Origin of the sequence: Maridesulfovibrio sp., assembly GCF_963677005.1 — a bacterium.
Taxonomy (GTDB): Bacteria; Desulfobacterota; Desulfovibrionia; order Desulfovibrionales; family Desulfovibrionaceae; genus Maridesulfovibrio.
The window spans coordinates 3,261,472-3,276,812 of the sequence record NZ_OY781616.1; the positions used below are offsets into that span (position 1 = coordinate 3,261,472).

Here is a 15,341-nt window from a genome sequence, read left to right on the forward strand (position 1 = left end):
ACATCTCCCGGGTTGTTGTATATGGATGTGCTGAAATTGAGAAGCGGCCAGCCGGTTATTTCCGAAGAGAGCAGCATAGTCCGACTGCTTCCGAATACAAGGGAGTATTTTCCGCTATAAAGTTTTGTGGCCACCTGTGATGCCGTCGTCTTACGGGCGGCAAGTTTGTTCCGGTTGAAACTGCCTTCAACAATTCTGAATTCCCCGTATGGATCAATTACTACATCAACAATAAGAATGAGTGCTGTGAGCAGGACTCCGAGGGCCAGAAGGGTGGTTATTGTCCATTTACGTGCGTTCATGGCTAGAAATCGAAGTAAAGAAAGGTTTGGTGGGTATACATCTGCAGGAATGCGGAGATGAACAACGAGATGGACAGCACGGATTCGAAAACAGAGAATTTCATTTGTGCGGCTGTTTCAATCGAATTTTTCCATTTTACGGTGAATGCCACCAGTGCGCAGCATGCGGCCAGAAGAATGTACGTTTCCTGCATTGTAAGAGCCGTCGAAAAGCCTATATTGACCATACCGATCATGCCTTTGAAAATTTTAACGGCATCAAAAGTCGTTTCCGCACGGAACAGGACCCAGCATGCGTTTACATATAGAAATGTGAGCAACCATCCTGCGTAGACCGGTAGTTTTCCACCGGTGTTGCGCCAGACTCTGTGGATCACCATCGCGGTACCGTGCAGCCCGCCCCAGAGTACGAAATTCCAGCCGGCCCCGTGCCAGAGTCCGATGAGCAGGAATGACGCCATCAGATTGCCCAGCGTGCGGTAACCTCCCTTGCGGCTGCCGCCGAGGGGAAAATATATATAGTCGCGGACAAAGCGTCCCAAGGTGATGTGCCAGCGTCTCCAGAATTCCTGAATATCGAGAGCCTGGTATGGAGAATTGAAGTTGTTTGGCAGCTTGATGTTGAAAAGGAGTCCAAGTCCAAGAGCCATATCCGTATAGCCACTGAAATCGAAATATAGCTGGCAGGTATAGGCAAGGCTTACAGCCCATGAGTCCCAGAAAGGCAGTGCCAGAGCCTTGTCAAATCCGTTTTCTACAAAAGGAGCGAGGGAGTCGGCGATGATGATTTTTTTGAACAGCCCCATACTGAAAAGATAAAAACCCTGACCGATGTTGGCATAGTTTATCCGTCCGGCATCTTTGGCGTTGAACTGGGGTGTAATCTCGTGCTGGTAGCTTATGGGGCCGGCCACCAGTTGCGGAAAAAAGGATACGAACAGAGTGTAATCCAGCAGGTTGCAACGGGCAGCCTTACCCCGGTATGTATCAACGAGAAAGGATATCTGCTGGAATGTATAGAAGCTGACGCCCAGAGGGATAATCACCTTTTCGGTGACGGATGGCAGGCCGGTCAGCCCGGCAATATTGTCAAAGAAAAAGTTTTTATACTTGAAGTAGCCCAGCACCGAGAGATTGCAGCCAACAGCAACGGCCAGAGTCCGTTTGCTGCTTTTTCTGTGCAGAGCCTCGGCCATGAGGAAGTTGAAAAGAATCGTTCCGCCGAGCAGGTACAGATATTCGGTTTTCCACCAGGCATAGAAAACGAACGAGGCTATGATGAGAAACAGTTTGCCTGCTGTATGAAGATTGAAACCCCGAAGCAGGAAGTAGAATCCGAAAACAAGTGGTAGGAAGAAGAGGATGAAGATGTGCGAATTGAAGAGCATTATCTGACCTCCTAGCCTTCCTCATCGAATTCAGGCACCACCTCGTGCAGAACTTTTCTGACCTCGCCAGCATGAAACCGGTCTGCTGCGGCGGACATGCGCTGCAGAATTTCCTGCAGCTGCTTGGAGTAAGCTTCAAAATCGTTTTCAAAGGCTTTCAGCACCATGATCTTATCGTGCTCTGTCCGGACAATTCCTTCGCCCTCTGTGATCAGTTCCTCATAGAGTTTTTCTCCCTCACGGAGGCCGGTAAAGACGATTTCTATATCCCTGTCCGGTTCCTTTCCGGAAAGTCTGATCAGGTCGCGGGCCATGTCGGCTATTTTCACGGGTTCGCCCATTTCAAGTATAAAAATCTCCCCGCCCTCGGCCATAACTCCCGCCTGCAGGATCAACTGTGCTGCTTCGGATATGGACATGAAATAGCGTGTGACGTCCGGATGGGTGACCGTTACCGGCCCACCTTTTTCTATCTGTCTGCGAAAGAGCGGAACTACCGAACCGGAAGATCCGACCACGTTTCCGAAGCGAACGGCCATGAAAGTGGTTTCGGAATCATGAAAAAGGCGCATAAGCAGTTCTGTTACCCGCTTGGAAGCTCCCATTATATTAGTGGGCCGCACGGCTTTGTCCGTGGAGACGATTACGAAGCGGTCCACCTTGTGCCTGTCCGCAGCAGTCATTACGTTCCTGGTGCCGCAGATATTGTTGTGCACCGCCTGCCAGGGGTTGCGTTCCATCATGGGAACGTGTTTGTAGGCCGCGGCGTGGAAAACCGTTTGCGGTTTGTAGTTTCCGAATGTGGAATCCATCAGTTCCGTATCCTGCACCGATCCGAGCACGGTAACGTATGCGTGAAATTTTATTTCATGGTGCAGCTCCATCTGGATGGCGTAAAGATTGGCTTCACTTGAATCAACCAGAATAAGCCGTTCCGGTTTAAAGCGGACGACCTGGCGGACAAGCTCCGAACCGATCGATCCCCCGCAGCCGGTGATAAGCACGGTCTTGCCGGAAATGTATTCACTGATGGCGGTATTATCCAACTGCACTTGGGAGCGCCCCAGAAGGTCCTGATAGCTTACATCGCGCAGGGCCTTTATACCCACCTTGCCGTTGATGATTTCATCCATGCCGGGCAGAATCTTGTAAGGTAATCCCGTCTTCTTGCAGGCATCGATTATCTGGCGCATCTGTTGTCCGGAAGCCTCGGCCACGGCGATGAGTATTTCATTGACGCATTTGTTCTCAACAAGTTCCTGCAGATCGGACAGAGTTCCCAGCACCGGGACACCATGAATGGTACGTCCCTGCTTGGTTTTGTCGTTGTCGAGGAATCCTATGGGGAGGTATTTTAGCTGCCCGCTGCCTTTGATTTCACGCACCACCTTTTCGCCGGCCCGGCCTGCACCGATTATGAGAACATTGCTGCCGTCAACAGGACATGATTCCGGCATGAAGTGGAGAGCGTTACCGTCCCTGTATGCAAAAAAAGAACGGATTAAAACCCTTACGCCGCTGCACATGAATACGGTCAGCATCCAGTCGATGATGAACACACCTCTGGAGAATCCGCCGAAACCGAATTTATACAGAACAATAGTGACCAGTATGAGTGACTGCAGAAATGTGGCTTCCAGAATCTGCCAGAGATCACGCAGGCTTGTGTAGCGCCACATGCCCCGGTAGAGACCCAGGCCAAGGAAAACGGAAAATTTGATTATGACCGTATACTTGAGCAGTTCGAGGTACTGCGTATGTGCGTATCCCGGCAGGGCAAAGTCAAAACGGAACAGATACGCTCCGTAAAAAGCCACAAAGAAAATAATCAGGTCCATCAGGACCATCAGATAAAAATTAGCATTTCGCAGGTTGTGGATCATTTTCTATTTTCCGCACCCTTTGATTATTTCAACGGTCCTGTTCAGGTCTGCAGTGGTCATGGCGGTTCCGGAAGGCAGGCAGACGCCGCGATTGAATAGATCCTCGCTGACCTCCGTGCCGTAGCAGCGGTTGCCTTTGAAAACAGGTTGCAGGTGCATCGGCTTCCAGACCGGTCTGGATTCGATATTCTGCTCTTCCAGTGCATTGCGGATTTCGTCCGGGCCGGCGCCGAATTCGTCCCTGTCCACCAGCATTACACTAAGCCAGCGGTTGCATTTTCCGTACGCGGCTTCGGGCATGAAGTTTATGCCCGGAACGGAACCGAGTTTCTGTTCATAAAAATTGAATATTTCACGCTTGCGCTCTACGCGATCGGCTAGCACTTCCAGCTGTCCGCGTCCCACTGCGGCAACAAGGTTCGACATGCGGTAGTTGTAGCCGATTTCGTTGTGCTCATAGTGCGGCAGCGGTTCCTTGGCCTGCTGCGAAAGCCAGCGTGCCTTGGCGATCAGTTTTTCGTCATCGGAAGCCAGCAGTCCTCCGCCCGAGGTGGTGATGATCTTGTTGCCGTTGAAAGAGTAGGCCGCCATAAGCGCGCCTTTTCCGGCGTGGCGTCCCTTGTACTGTGCACCTACGGATTCGGCGGCATCAACGATCATGGGAATTCCGTGGGGTTCAAGAATTTCGAGAATACGGTCATAGTCGGCACACTGGCCGTAAAGGTCGGTTGGAATTACCGCTTTGGGCTTACGTCCTTTGGCAACATATTCTTCCACCGCCTCTGCCAGAAGTTCCGGGTCCATATTCCAGGATGTGCGGTCGGAATCAATGAAGACCGGCTCGGCTCCGAGAAATGTGACCGGGCTTACGCTGCCGATAAAGGTGAGCGAAGAGGCAATGACGACATCTCCCAGACCGACTCCGAGCAGGCGCAGGGCCAGATGAAGCGCTGCTGTTCCGCTTGAAAGGGCGGCACAATGGGCAAAACCGCTCATCTGCGCGAATTCCTGTTCAAATCCGTTGACCATGGGGCCCAGAGGGGCGATGAAATTGCTTTCAAAAGCCTGCCGTACATATTCCTGTTCTGATCCGCCCATGTGCGGGGGGGAAAGAAAGATGCGTTTGCTGGTATTCATTGGAAATGGCCTTTACTTATTTAGGATATAACTTCTGTCCACCGTTCTGATAGCAGCGTCGATAATACTTCTTTCATTTGGCAAAAATTGATCTTCCAGGCTTCTGCATGCCGGAATCGGAGCCAATTTTGACCCGACTCTTTGTACTGGGGCCTCCATTTGAATGTCGGTCAACATACTGGCAACTTCGCTTCCCCAACCCCACTGGGCGTGGCCTTCTTCTACTATTACCGCTCTTTTTGTTTTTGTTGCAGAATCTAGTATCGGTGCTTCATAGAGGGGCGAAAGTTGGTGCGGGATAATTATTTCGGCACGCAGACCTTCTTCTTCAAGCAATTGTTTTGCGGCGCTAAGCGTAATTTCGACCATTCCTCCGTAAGTGATTATTGTTAAATCAGGTATGCCGGAAGTAAGAGTTAAAGTGGGAATTCCGGATTTGCTATATGCTATGTTTGTTGCGTATTCTTCCAAGCGTACTTTTACTGGTTTGGCATATAATACCTTGTTTTCTATGAAGATAGTTGGGGAGTTGCTTTTTATGCATTTTTCAAGCAAGTCTCCAGGGTTGAATAAGCTGGAAACAGCGACAACAATAACTCCTGGGATTCCAAAAAATAGTTTCTCAAGCGACTGGCTGTGTGTCGGCCCGTAACCCCGCCTTCCTCCCATTGGAGTACGTATGATTAGCGGCAGTGGAATTTCTTTTCCGTACATCATTCTTATTTTTGAAACGTGGTTGACTATCTGATCAGTTATAAGGGTGAGGAAATCCCCGAACATGATTTCAATTATAGGCACGAATCCTTGTAGAGAAAGTCCGGTTCCGATTCCAATAATGGCTTGTTCGCTTATAGGAGTGTCTATCACTCTCTCTTCGAATTTGCTGGACAAACCTTTTGTTACCTTGAATGCGCCTCCGTAAGGGTCCAGAATGTCTTCACCTATCAAAATGATTTTGTCGTTCTCTTCCATTGAAGATTGCAGGGCATGGTTTATGGCTTCATAGACTCTCATTTTACACTCCGTCCTGAGGAATAACCGGGGAGGGCTTGGTCATTGTTTTTTCAATGGCAGACTCGATTATATCAGCAACAATGTTTTCAGCTTCTATTGTCTTTTTTTCGTCCAGTCTTGTGCGGTAAAGATCCAATGGATCGAACTTGAGTGTCTCGTATATTTCATCTTGGGATCTTGTGTCATCTCCCTTGCTGTGAGCACATAGTCTATGGGTATGTATTACTGCCCATGTAGGGACAGAGTTTTTACGCGTAGTTTCGATGAGTTTCTGGCCCCATTCTTTAATTTCACCAACATCGTGGCTGTCAATTTCGCTTGCATTCAACGAAAACGCCTTACCTCTTTCTATCATTGAGCCGGCCACTCCTCTCTGTGTAGGAGTGCTTTGTGCGTATCGGTTGTTTTCAACTAAATAAAGTATGGGAAGTCCTTTCAGCGCAGCAATGTTCATTGATTCATACAACACTCCTTCACCTAGAGTGCCGTCCCCAATGCAGCATACAACAACACCATCCTGTTGTTTTAGCTTAATGCCGTATGCCAGTCCGCATGCAATGGGAGTGAATCCTCCTTGGATTCCACTTGAAAAAAAATTCTTCCCTTTAATATGTTGGCTTCCTCCAAAGCCTTTACTTGCTCCGCAGACTCTGCCCATGACTTCTCCGAATAATTCTTCTAATGTTCCCCCGAATGCAAGGAAATGTCCATGGCATCTATGGTTACTGATAACGAAATCATGTTCATTGCTTAAAGGCTGAAGAATGCCTACAGCATTCGCCTCTTGCCCGATGTATAGATGAGTTGTCCCGTCAACCAGTCCTTCAGAAAATAGGTGTTTTATCTTTTCTTCAGCCCTTCTGATCAGCAGCATCCATAAAAAATCATATAGTGCATTATCTTGTTTATATCCTTCGAAGTATTTTGGTTTCATATTTTAACCTCAACGGTTTGCGAGATGGTAATTAATAGTATGAGTATTTCTGCAAATCAATTTTAATTTCTTCTGCCAGTTCTCTGTTACTTTCTGCATGGATTAGCATTATTTTGTTTCTGATTTCTGGTGAAATAAATTGTTGTTCATTGCATGGAATGTGACTAAGCATGCGTGAAAGGTATTTCATCCTTAGATAATTGTTAGAGATATCTCTTAACTTCGTTATTAGATCGTTTTTGCCTTCGCGTTTACTCGGAAGAATTTTTGCAAAAGGATTTTGAATTAGAATTGGGAATCCATTCCTGCCGTTGTTGACAAACCTGTTAAGAAATCTCACTGCGCGCAGAGCTGCATAAGAATGTCTTGGGTTTTTAACACCATTTGGAATAAAATTTCCTGTTCCTAGAAAGTCGGCCATTCGTGTAAAAAAAATGGTATTTTCCTGTTTTAACATTTCAAAAGGCAGAGCTAGGACGTTCTCTTCCCCAAAAGTATCAGTCAGATGTCTATAATATAATAACCAATTAAGATTGTAGACATCAAAATTTATCGACCCCCTTCCAAAATAACTGCCGAAGGAGTCGTTATAGTATCTTAAAAAGTACTTTACGGAGATAAAATCTCCAGTTTTAATACACTCCCTATAATAGCTCTCTAAGAAGCTGTCTTGTCTCCTGAATGTGAATATGATTTTAGGTTTTGAAAATATTTTTTTAAGGACAATGCAATTGTCCGCTAAGCCTGAAAAATTATTTCCCCCATCAAAATTTTCGTCACTGATCAAAATTTTTTTGTGCGGGTATGATGCTGTTTTAATCTGCTCACGAGTATTGCGGACGTATTCATCCGTTAGACTCATAACTCCTCGTGATTTTAAAGGGTGTATCACGTTGTAGTATTCAGGAGATGCCTTTGTGCCAATCCCAAAATAAAAAAAATCTTTCAGGTATGGGAAATAACATTCCTGCAAAAATGTAGTACCTGTTTTGGGTAATCCTATGTGAATATAAACGTCATTGGTTAACATTTACCGTATATCCTTTGATATATTGGAGTTATTTAATATTATTGAGCTATCAGGTATATTAACTCCAATATATATGGTCGAATTCATGCCAATAATACAACGGTCTCCAACAGCAACTCTACCAGCTAAAACAGCGCCAGGGGCAATATGTGTCAGCTGCCCGATTGAGCTGTCATGCGAAATGATTGCTCCTGTATTGATAATTGAACCCGCTTTAATTGTGACGTTTGCTCCAACAGTTGCGTTAGCAAATATTTGTACTCCAGGCTCCAGGACGGCACTTGGGTCGACTTCGGCTGTCGGGTGAACAAACACTGGTAACGGAATTTTCAGTGAGAGGCATTGCGCATATACTTTACTGCGCAACATTGCATCGGGGGCAAGGACACCGGCTGCCAATGCGGCAAAAGAGCCTTGGCTACGGGCTATCTGGGCGAGATTTTCGTCTGTTCCCAACCATTCGAGTCCGTTGGTATTTTTCTTGTCCAGAGCGGGGCCGACATACCCAAGGACCCTGAAAGAAAAAGACTTGTCTATCATCCTGCTCAGTTTCCCGGCGTGGTCTCCCCCTCCGATTATTATGACCGGCAGCCTTCCGTCATTTACGTTTTCTTTGTGCCGCATCTGCCTGGAAGCGAGAGTTGTGATTTTTTCGAGTCGTTTTTTGGCTGTGATTTTTTCTTTTCGTTGGGGAGGAGCTTCTTGTTTTAGCGACTGCTGGGCTGCTTGTACCGTACTGTTCCTATCCGAAGAGATGGTCATGGCAAGAAAACCGATTTCGTAATATTCGCCAGTTTCAATATTAATCTGATTTATGAACCCGGCTTGCTGGCAGTCAATTTCAACCGAGGATTTTACCGATTCTATTGCAAACAGCAGGTCTCCTTCAGAAACCTGATCTCCTACTGAGACAAATATGTCGGAAACAAGAAGTTCGTCTTCATTTGCGTTTAGACGAGGTATTTTTATTTCAAGGGTCATTAGTTACCTTTTTGGGTGAAAATTTTACCTAAATACACTTACCATTTAGAGAATAGTTTTTTTGCCGGGTAAGCGACAGCTATCGTATCGGAAGGGATTGGTTTAATGGCTGTGCTTCCAGCCCCGAGAATCGAATTTGTTCCTATTGAGATCCCCGGCAATACGGTTGCGCCTATTCCAATCAACGTTTCTTCCCCTACGGTAACATTGCCACCCAGGCTTACTCCTGGAGCTATATGTACATGAGGGCCAATCTGGCAGTGATGTTCAACTATTGAATTTGTATTTATTATTGTGTCTTTGTGTATCTTTGCCTTCGTGTTGATAACTGTCCCCGCAAGAATCATGCAACCTTTTTCTATGGAGGCACTTGGCGAAATTATGGCAGATGGATGAATTACAGTAAAGAAATGCGTCTGTGCCGCAAGTCTTTCAAAAATAAGTTTTCTACGGTTATTGTCACCGATAGCAATTATGACTCCGTCATGTTTTATCTTGTCCAGTTCTAAAATCCCGCCCTGTACGGGAATTCCCAGTAACTCTGTGCCGTGAAGACTTGTGTCGTCATCGAGAAAGCATAATGGTTGCACTCCATGCATGAGTGTTATGATCTCGGCCACCACCTGCCCATGCCCGCCGGCGCCAATGATTATGATTTTTTCCATATGTTGTCCACCTTTCCGCCCATGAATTCCTGTGCTGTGGCCTGTCCGGGCTGGCTGATGCCGTCGCGTTTGAACACTTTTGCCACGGTCATGAAGATTATTTTTATGTCCAGCAGCAGGGTGTGGTTGTCCACGTACCAGACATCCATTTTGAATTTTTCTTCCCACGAAACCGCGTTGCGCCCGTTGACCTGCGCCCATCCGGTAATTCCGGGCAGCACGTCGTGCCTGCGGCTCTGTTCCGGGGTGTAGCGGTCAAGATACTGCATGAGCAGCGGTCGCGGACCAACCAGAGACATATCCCCGAAAATCACGTTGATCAACTCCGGCAGTTCATCCAGAGACGTGGAGCGCAGGATGCGGCCGAACCTGCTCAGACGTTCGGAGTCCGGCAGCAGCTTCCCGGAAGCATCACGTTCATCGGACATGGTTTTGAACTTGATTATATTGAAGGGCTTTCCATAAAGTCCGGGGCGTCTCTGAATAAAGAAAATACCACCGCCCATTTTTTTGTGGATGGCCACGGCCACCGCAACAAGCACCGGAAAGAAAATTAGCAGTGCCGCAATGGATACGGTCAGGTCGAAACATCTTTTGACGGTCATGAATCAGAGCCCCATGAAGTTCATTATGGTCGTGTTGACCTTGTTTACGTCATATTTTTCCGCCGCATATTCCAGTGATGCCTCGCCCATGGTCCGGGCAAGGTCCGGGCGGAGAATAAAGCGCTCTATGGCCTTTTCAAGCTCGGCAACATCTCTTGTCGGCACTTTGTATCCGTTGCTGCCTTCCATAACCGTTTCACGGCAGCCCGGTGCATCCGTCGTAACAATTGCCCTTCCGGTGGACATGGCCTCCAGCACGGAACGGGGCGTGCCTTCGCGGTAGGAAGGAAGCACATAAACTGTACAGCCGGCCAGCTCTTCGCGCACATCTTCCACTGGACCGGGGCATTCAATCCCCGCATCCTGCCAACGTGCGACTTCCTCCGCGCTGATGGAATCCGGTCCCGGATCGTGAGGGCCCACCAACCGGAATTCTGCATCCGGGTATTTCCGTTTCAGGCTCATTGCCGCCTCGGCAAATTCGCGAACACCTTTTTCCCTGAGCAGGCGTGAAATACACAGGAATACCGGAGTTACGTCATTTAGCGGTGAACTTGTGAAATAATCCATATCCACCCCGGAACCGTTGGTGACAACCGTGTCCTTACCACCGGGGATTATACCCAATTCCATGAACATGTTTCTGTCGTCCGGGTTCTGGAACATGACCCCTTTGTTAAAATATAATGCCGTCCGGTACATGTTTTTTACCAGTTTGAAAAGCAGTGCCCGCTTGCCGGAAGTCTGCCCGAAGGCGTAGCCCAGACCGGTGATCATGGAAAATATGTTTTGCACCCCGGCCAGCCGTGCTGCAAGTGAACCGTATATCACAGGTTTGATAGTGTAGGAGAGCACAACGTCCGGTTTATGTCTGCGCAGTATTCCGGTCAGGGCCATTAGGGATGCCATATCGCGCAGAGGATTCATTCCCTTGCGCCTGATCGGGACGGCAATGAATTCAATGCCCATGGCAGCCAGTTTTTCGGGCACATCTGGAGAGTCGAGCGGAGCTATTCCGCAGACCTCGTGTCCGGCTTCTTTCATGGCTCTCAGCATGGGGCCGCGAAAATTGACCAGCGACGGTCCGTATCCCCCGATGACTGCTATCTTCACCCTTTGATCTCCCAATGGTCGCACCATGACTGGAACATCAGTATATTCCAGATCCTGTACTGGTTGTCCTTCTTACCCAGAAGATGCTCAATCCAGGCCAGCCGCACTGGACCACTATAGAAAAAACCGTCGCTGTCCAGCCTCTTGTTTGAAAGCAGATCCTCGGCCCATTCCTTGAGAGGGCCGCGCAGCCAGCTGTCTATGGGCACCCCGAATCCCATCTTCGGGCGTTCTATCAGCTGCTGCGGCACATATTTGTACAGGATTTCGCGCAGGGCGAATTTGGATCTGCCCTCGCGGACCCGCAGGTGCATGGGCAGCCGCTGTGAAAATTCAACCACTTCATGATCGAGAAACGGAGCGCGCGTTTCAAGGCTTACGGCCATTGCCGCCCGGTCCACCTTGGTTAGTATATCGTCAGGAAGATATGTTGCTGCGTCCATGAACTGCATCCATGAGGTCAGGTTGCCGTTTGAAGGCTGCATATCAGCAGACTGGAACGGGCCGGCTATTTCATTTCCCTTTCTGAGCAGACTGCCCGGTTCAAGCCAGCAGGATGTCAGGTTGCGGTAGTATTCCACTGCTGATCCGGCAGCCATGACATCGGCCAGTTTATGCAGTTTCTGGCCGGGGAGGCGCATCTTCAGTTCTTCGGGAAGCACCGGTCCGAACATGCGGAAAGCGCTGTCCCAGTCAGCTGGGGAGATTGCCGAGATGGATTTTGCTGCAAGTTTTCGCAACAGCACTGGAACGGAACTCAATCTGTTCCATATGGAACAGCCTTTGGAATGGCGGTTGTAGCCTGCGAAAAGCTCATCCCCCCCGTCACCGGAAAGGGCCACGGTGACGTGCTCGCGGGTCATACGCGAAACGAGATGTGTCGGAATCTGGGACGCATCAGCAAAAGGCTGGTCCCATATCTGCGGAATTGTCGGGATTACGTCCAGCGCATCGCGTGGCGAAAGGTACAGTTCGGTGTGTTCGGTCCCGATATGTTTTGCAACTGCCCGGGCATCATCTGCTTCGTTATATGCCTCGTCATCAAAACCGATGGTGAAGGTTTTGACCGGTGCAAGAGCGCACTGCTGCATCAGGGCGACGATAAGTGACGAATCAATACCGCCGGACAGAAAGGCCCCTAAAGGCACATCCGAGATCATTTCCCGCTCAATGACTTTGAGCAGCATGTCTTCAAGGGTCTCTATGATCACTTCATCCGGGGCAGTGAAAATTCTTTCTCCGGCATCCCGTGCGCATTCATTCAGGGACCAGTATGATTGCGGAGCCGTCATTTCTCCGTTTTGGCGTATACAGGTCCAGGTGCCGGGCATGAGGCAGTATGTGTTTTTGAAGATGGTGCGCGGGCCGGGAACGTAGTTGTATCTGAGGTAGGAGCCCAGAGAGTCGCGGTCCACCTCGCGTTTGAAATATTTCTTGTAGGCCATGAGGGCCTTGAGTTCCGATCCGAAGAGAAAATTTTCGCCCTGACGCGAATAGTAAAGCGGTTTTTCTCCCATGCGGTCGCGGGCCAGCAGCAGGCAGCGTTCCTTGCGGTCCCATACGGCAATGGCGAACATGCCGCAGAACCGTTTAAGAGCCGGTTCGAATCCCCATTGCTCAATGGCTTCCAGCATGACTTCCGTGTCAGAATGTCCGCGCCAGCCGCCGAACCCTTCAGCCTGTTCCAGTTCCTCGCGCAGGTCACGGTAGTTGTATATTTCGCCGTTGAAAACGGTGACGAACCGTCCGGAGCTGCTGTGCATGGGCTGCACGCCCTCAACCGTCAGGTCGATGATGGCCAGACGGCGGTGATCCAGGGCTATGCCGCATTCAGGGTCCGACCACTGCCCGGAACCGTCCGGGCCGCGCAGGTTCTGGGCGTCACCCATCTTCCGAGCGATCCGTTCAAGCCTGGCTGAATCTGACGAACATGAAAAATCAATAAAACCGGCTATTCCACACATTGCGACCATTTTAAACCGTTAGGGTTTCCAAAGGGGATTATCCCCTTTGGCCGTCGGAGACGAAATCAAATCACCAACAGCGCGAAGCGCATCAATGTTATGGCTATCCCCGCTCGGCACCTGCGAATTTGAGTCGGCCTTTGCCCAGCAGATCGTGCAGATGCACCATTCCGGTAATGACGCCGTCCTCGTCTACCACGGGAAGCACCGTTATTTCCTTTGATTCCATTATATCCAATGCCTGGGCCGCCGACATGTCCGGCGTGATGCGCAACGGATCGCAGACCATGAATTCGGTTGCGGCTGCGGTGGGATCATAATTTCCTGTACAGACCATCCTGCGTACGTCTCCGTCGGTAATTACTCCGGACAGTTTCCCGGATGCTGTCAGGGCCACAAGACCCAGACCTCCTTTGTCCAGTACGGTTAAAGCTTCGGAGAGCGTAACGTTCTGGGGGCAGGAGGGAATATTGTCGGAATGCATTATTTCACTGATGCACAGAGTCAGCCTGCGTCCCAAAGAACCTCCGGGATGAAATCGTTTGAAATCTTTGCTGTCGAAGTCCTTGTAGTCCATCAGGCAGACGGCCAGAGCGTCCCCCATGGCCAGGGCGGCGGTGGTTGATGATGTCGGAGCCAGCCCGTGGGAGCAGGCTTCGCAGGGAACCTTTGTTTTTATGACCACATCGGAAAGGCGTCCCATGGTGGATTCCGGGTCCGATGTGATGGAAATTATTTTCGTGCCGAAGGAGCGGATTGCCGGCAGCAGGGCGTTCAGTTCATCAGTCTCCCCGCTGTTGGATATGGAGACGACCACGTCTTCTTCCCGGACCATTCCAAGGTCTCCGTGGGCGCCTTCCACCGGATGCAGGAAGAATGATGGCGTGCCGGTGGAGGACATGGTGGCGGCGATCTTGCGGCCCACCAGTCCGGATTTGCCCAGCCCGGTAATGATTACGCGACCTTTGCAGCCAGCGAGCATTTCCACCGCGCGGGCGAAACCTTCTCCGAGATCATTGCGGATGGCCGCCAGACCTTTTTCTTCGATTTCAAGGACTTCCTGTCCCCTTTTAATGAAATCCGAAAGCTGTTTATCTGTCATCTGTTTCCTATTTTACGAGCGAGGTCAGGTCGAAGATCGGGCCCATGATGGCTACCACGATAAAAGCGATGAGCATGCCGATGAAGAGCAGCAGCATCGGTTCGGCCAGCGCGACCACCCGTTTCATGAAGTTGTCCACATCCCGTTCGAAAATGGTGCCCATGCGCTGCAGAAATTTTCCGAGTTCCCCGGATTTCTGCCCGGCGGTAAGCGTCAGTATGTATATGTCGGGATAAATTTTCTGTTCAGCCAGCACGGAACTCAGGGAGCGCCCGGTGGCGACTTCCTCGCGTGCTTCGGCCATTTTTTTCTTGAAAAATGTTGAGTTGACTGCGTTTGCGGAGCTTTCCATTCCCTGAACCAGCGGAATACCGGCATTTATCTGAAATCCGAGTATGCCTGAAAAACGCGCCAGCGTGCTCTTCTGCACCAGAGGGATTTTCCAGAAAAATCTGTCTACTTTTTCCCTGAACGCAGGGACGGATTTGTAGGCGCTGACCAGCCCCAGAATTATGCACAGGGGTATGATCAGGGCCAGTGGGCCCATATTGGAGAGGGTATTGCCGAGCGCGACGACTATTTTTGTGGAGGTAGGGAGCTCTCCCTTGGCTGCCTTGAATATGCCGGTGATCTTGGGCAGGACCTCTGAAAGCAGAAAATATACCGCGCCCATGCCTATCAGCAGGATGACCACAGGGTAGACCATGGCAGTCATGAGCCTTCCGCTTACTTCAGCGCGTTCTTCCTCATATTTGGCGATGTTTTCCAGTACATCGCCGAGTTTGCCGACAGACTCGGCCACCTGGACCATCCCGACGTAGACCTGCGGGAAAATTTTGGGATACTTGGCCAGACAGGACGAAAAGCTTTCCCCGGATTGAACGGCGTCGCGGACTTCCATCCATGTCCGGCTGGCCTTTCCGCCGGTCATACGGGCCATCATGTCCAGTGACTGGGCCAGGGCCGTGCCGCTCTGGAGCAGAATACCGAGGTAGTAGAATGATTCTCCGACCCGTACTTTTCCGCCCATGGAGAAGGAAGAGGCCAGGGACTCGGAGGAGCTCTGTGCTTTCTGGCCGGATTTGACCTGTTCAAGACGCAGGGGCATGAGTCCCTTGGATTGCAGGGTCGCGAAGGCGCGCGACTGCGATGCGGCTTCCACAAAGCCTTTTTTCTTTTTTCCCTCTGCAGTTACTGCGCGGTATTGGTATGTGGGCATTACG

At 49.8% G+C, this 15,341-nt stretch carries 13 protein-coding genes; all 13 read right to left on the reverse strand.

Features of this window, described 5'->3' with window-relative positions; genetic code table 11:
• Nucleotides 1-304 precede the first annotated feature (304 nt).
• A complete protein-coding gene (locus ACKU4E_RS14455; RefSeq protein ID WP_320171786.1) occupies nt 305-1,690 on the reverse strand; it encodes an MBOAT family protein in 1,386 nt (461 codons plus the stop codon).
• A gap of 11 nt (nt 1,691-1,701) precedes the next feature.
• A complete protein-coding gene (locus ACKU4E_RS14460; protein WP_320171787.1) occupies nt 1,702-3,573 on the reverse strand; it encodes a nucleoside-diphosphate sugar epimerase/dehydratase in 1,872 nt (623 codons plus the stop codon).
• 3 nt (nt 3,574-3,576) lie between these two features.
• On the reverse strand, nt 3,577-4,710 hold the full coding sequence (locus tag ACKU4E_RS14465) for a DegT/DnrJ/EryC1/StrS family aminotransferase (protein ID WP_320171788.1): 1,134 nt from the start codon (nt 4,708-4,710) through the stop codon (nt 3,577-3,579).
• A 12-nt stretch (nt 4,711-4,722) separates the two neighbouring features.
• Nucleotides 4,723-5,724, reverse strand: a complete 1,002-nt coding sequence (locus tag ACKU4E_RS14470; protein ID WP_320171789.1) for a transketolase C-terminal domain-containing protein — start codon at nt 5,722-5,724, stop codon at nt 4,723-4,725.
• Between the two features lies 1 nt (nt 5,725).
• Nucleotides 5,726-6,658 carry a thiamine pyrophosphate-dependent dehydrogenase E1 component subunit alpha gene (locus ACKU4E_RS14475; protein ID WP_320171790.1) on the reverse strand — a complete coding sequence of 311 codons (933 nt, stop codon included), beginning with the start codon at nt 6,656-6,658 and terminating at the stop codon, nt 5,726-5,728.
• Nucleotides 6,659-6,689: 31 nt separating this feature from the next.
• On the reverse strand, nt 6,690-7,688 hold the full coding sequence (locus ACKU4E_RS14480) for a hypothetical protein (RefSeq protein ID WP_320171791.1): 999 nt from the start codon (nt 7,686-7,688) through the stop codon (nt 6,690-6,692).
• Nucleotides 7,689-8,669, reverse strand: a complete 981-nt coding sequence (locus tag ACKU4E_RS14485) for a biotin/lipoyl-containing protein (protein WP_320171792.1) — start codon at nt 8,667-8,669, stop codon at nt 7,689-7,691.
• Nucleotides 8,670-8,707: 38 nt separating this feature from the next.
• Nucleotides 8,708-9,334 (reverse strand): acetyltransferase, encoded by a 627-nt coding sequence (locus tag ACKU4E_RS14490; RefSeq protein WP_320171793.1) that lies wholly within the window; start codon nt 9,332-9,334, stop codon nt 8,708-8,710.
• Nucleotides 9,319-9,939 (reverse strand): sugar transferase, encoded by a 621-nt coding sequence (locus ACKU4E_RS14495; RefSeq protein ID WP_320171794.1) that lies wholly within the window; start codon nt 9,937-9,939, stop codon nt 9,319-9,321. Before ACKU4E_RS14495 ends, ACKU4E_RS14490 begins: the two co-directional genes overlap by 16 nt.
• 3 nt (nt 9,940-9,942) lie before the next feature.
• Nucleotides 9,943-11,052: a glycosyltransferase family 4 protein gene (locus ACKU4E_RS14500; protein WP_320171795.1), complete on the reverse strand. Its 1,110-nt coding sequence runs from the start codon at nt 11,050-11,052 to the stop codon at nt 9,943-9,945.
• Entirely contained in the window at nt 11,049-13,025 is a 1,977-nt protein-coding gene (gene asnB, locus ACKU4E_RS14505) for an asparagine synthase (glutamine-hydrolyzing) (protein WP_320171796.1), read from the reverse strand. Before asnB ends, ACKU4E_RS14500 begins: the two co-directional genes overlap by 4 nt.
• Nucleotides 13,026-13,119: 94 nt before the next feature.
• Nucleotides 13,120-14,118 (reverse strand): KpsF/GutQ family sugar-phosphate isomerase, encoded by a 999-nt coding sequence (locus ACKU4E_RS14510; RefSeq protein ID WP_320171797.1) that lies wholly within the window; start codon nt 14,116-14,118, stop codon nt 13,120-13,122.
• Between the two features lie 7 nt (nt 14,119-14,125).
• The gene (locus ACKU4E_RS14515; protein WP_320171798.1) at nt 14,126-15,337 is read right to left on the reverse strand and encodes a type II secretion system F family protein; all 1,212 of its coding nucleotides are present in this window, start codon (nt 15,335-15,337) and stop codon (nt 14,126-14,128) included.
• Nucleotides 15,338-15,341 lie beyond the last annotated feature (4 nt).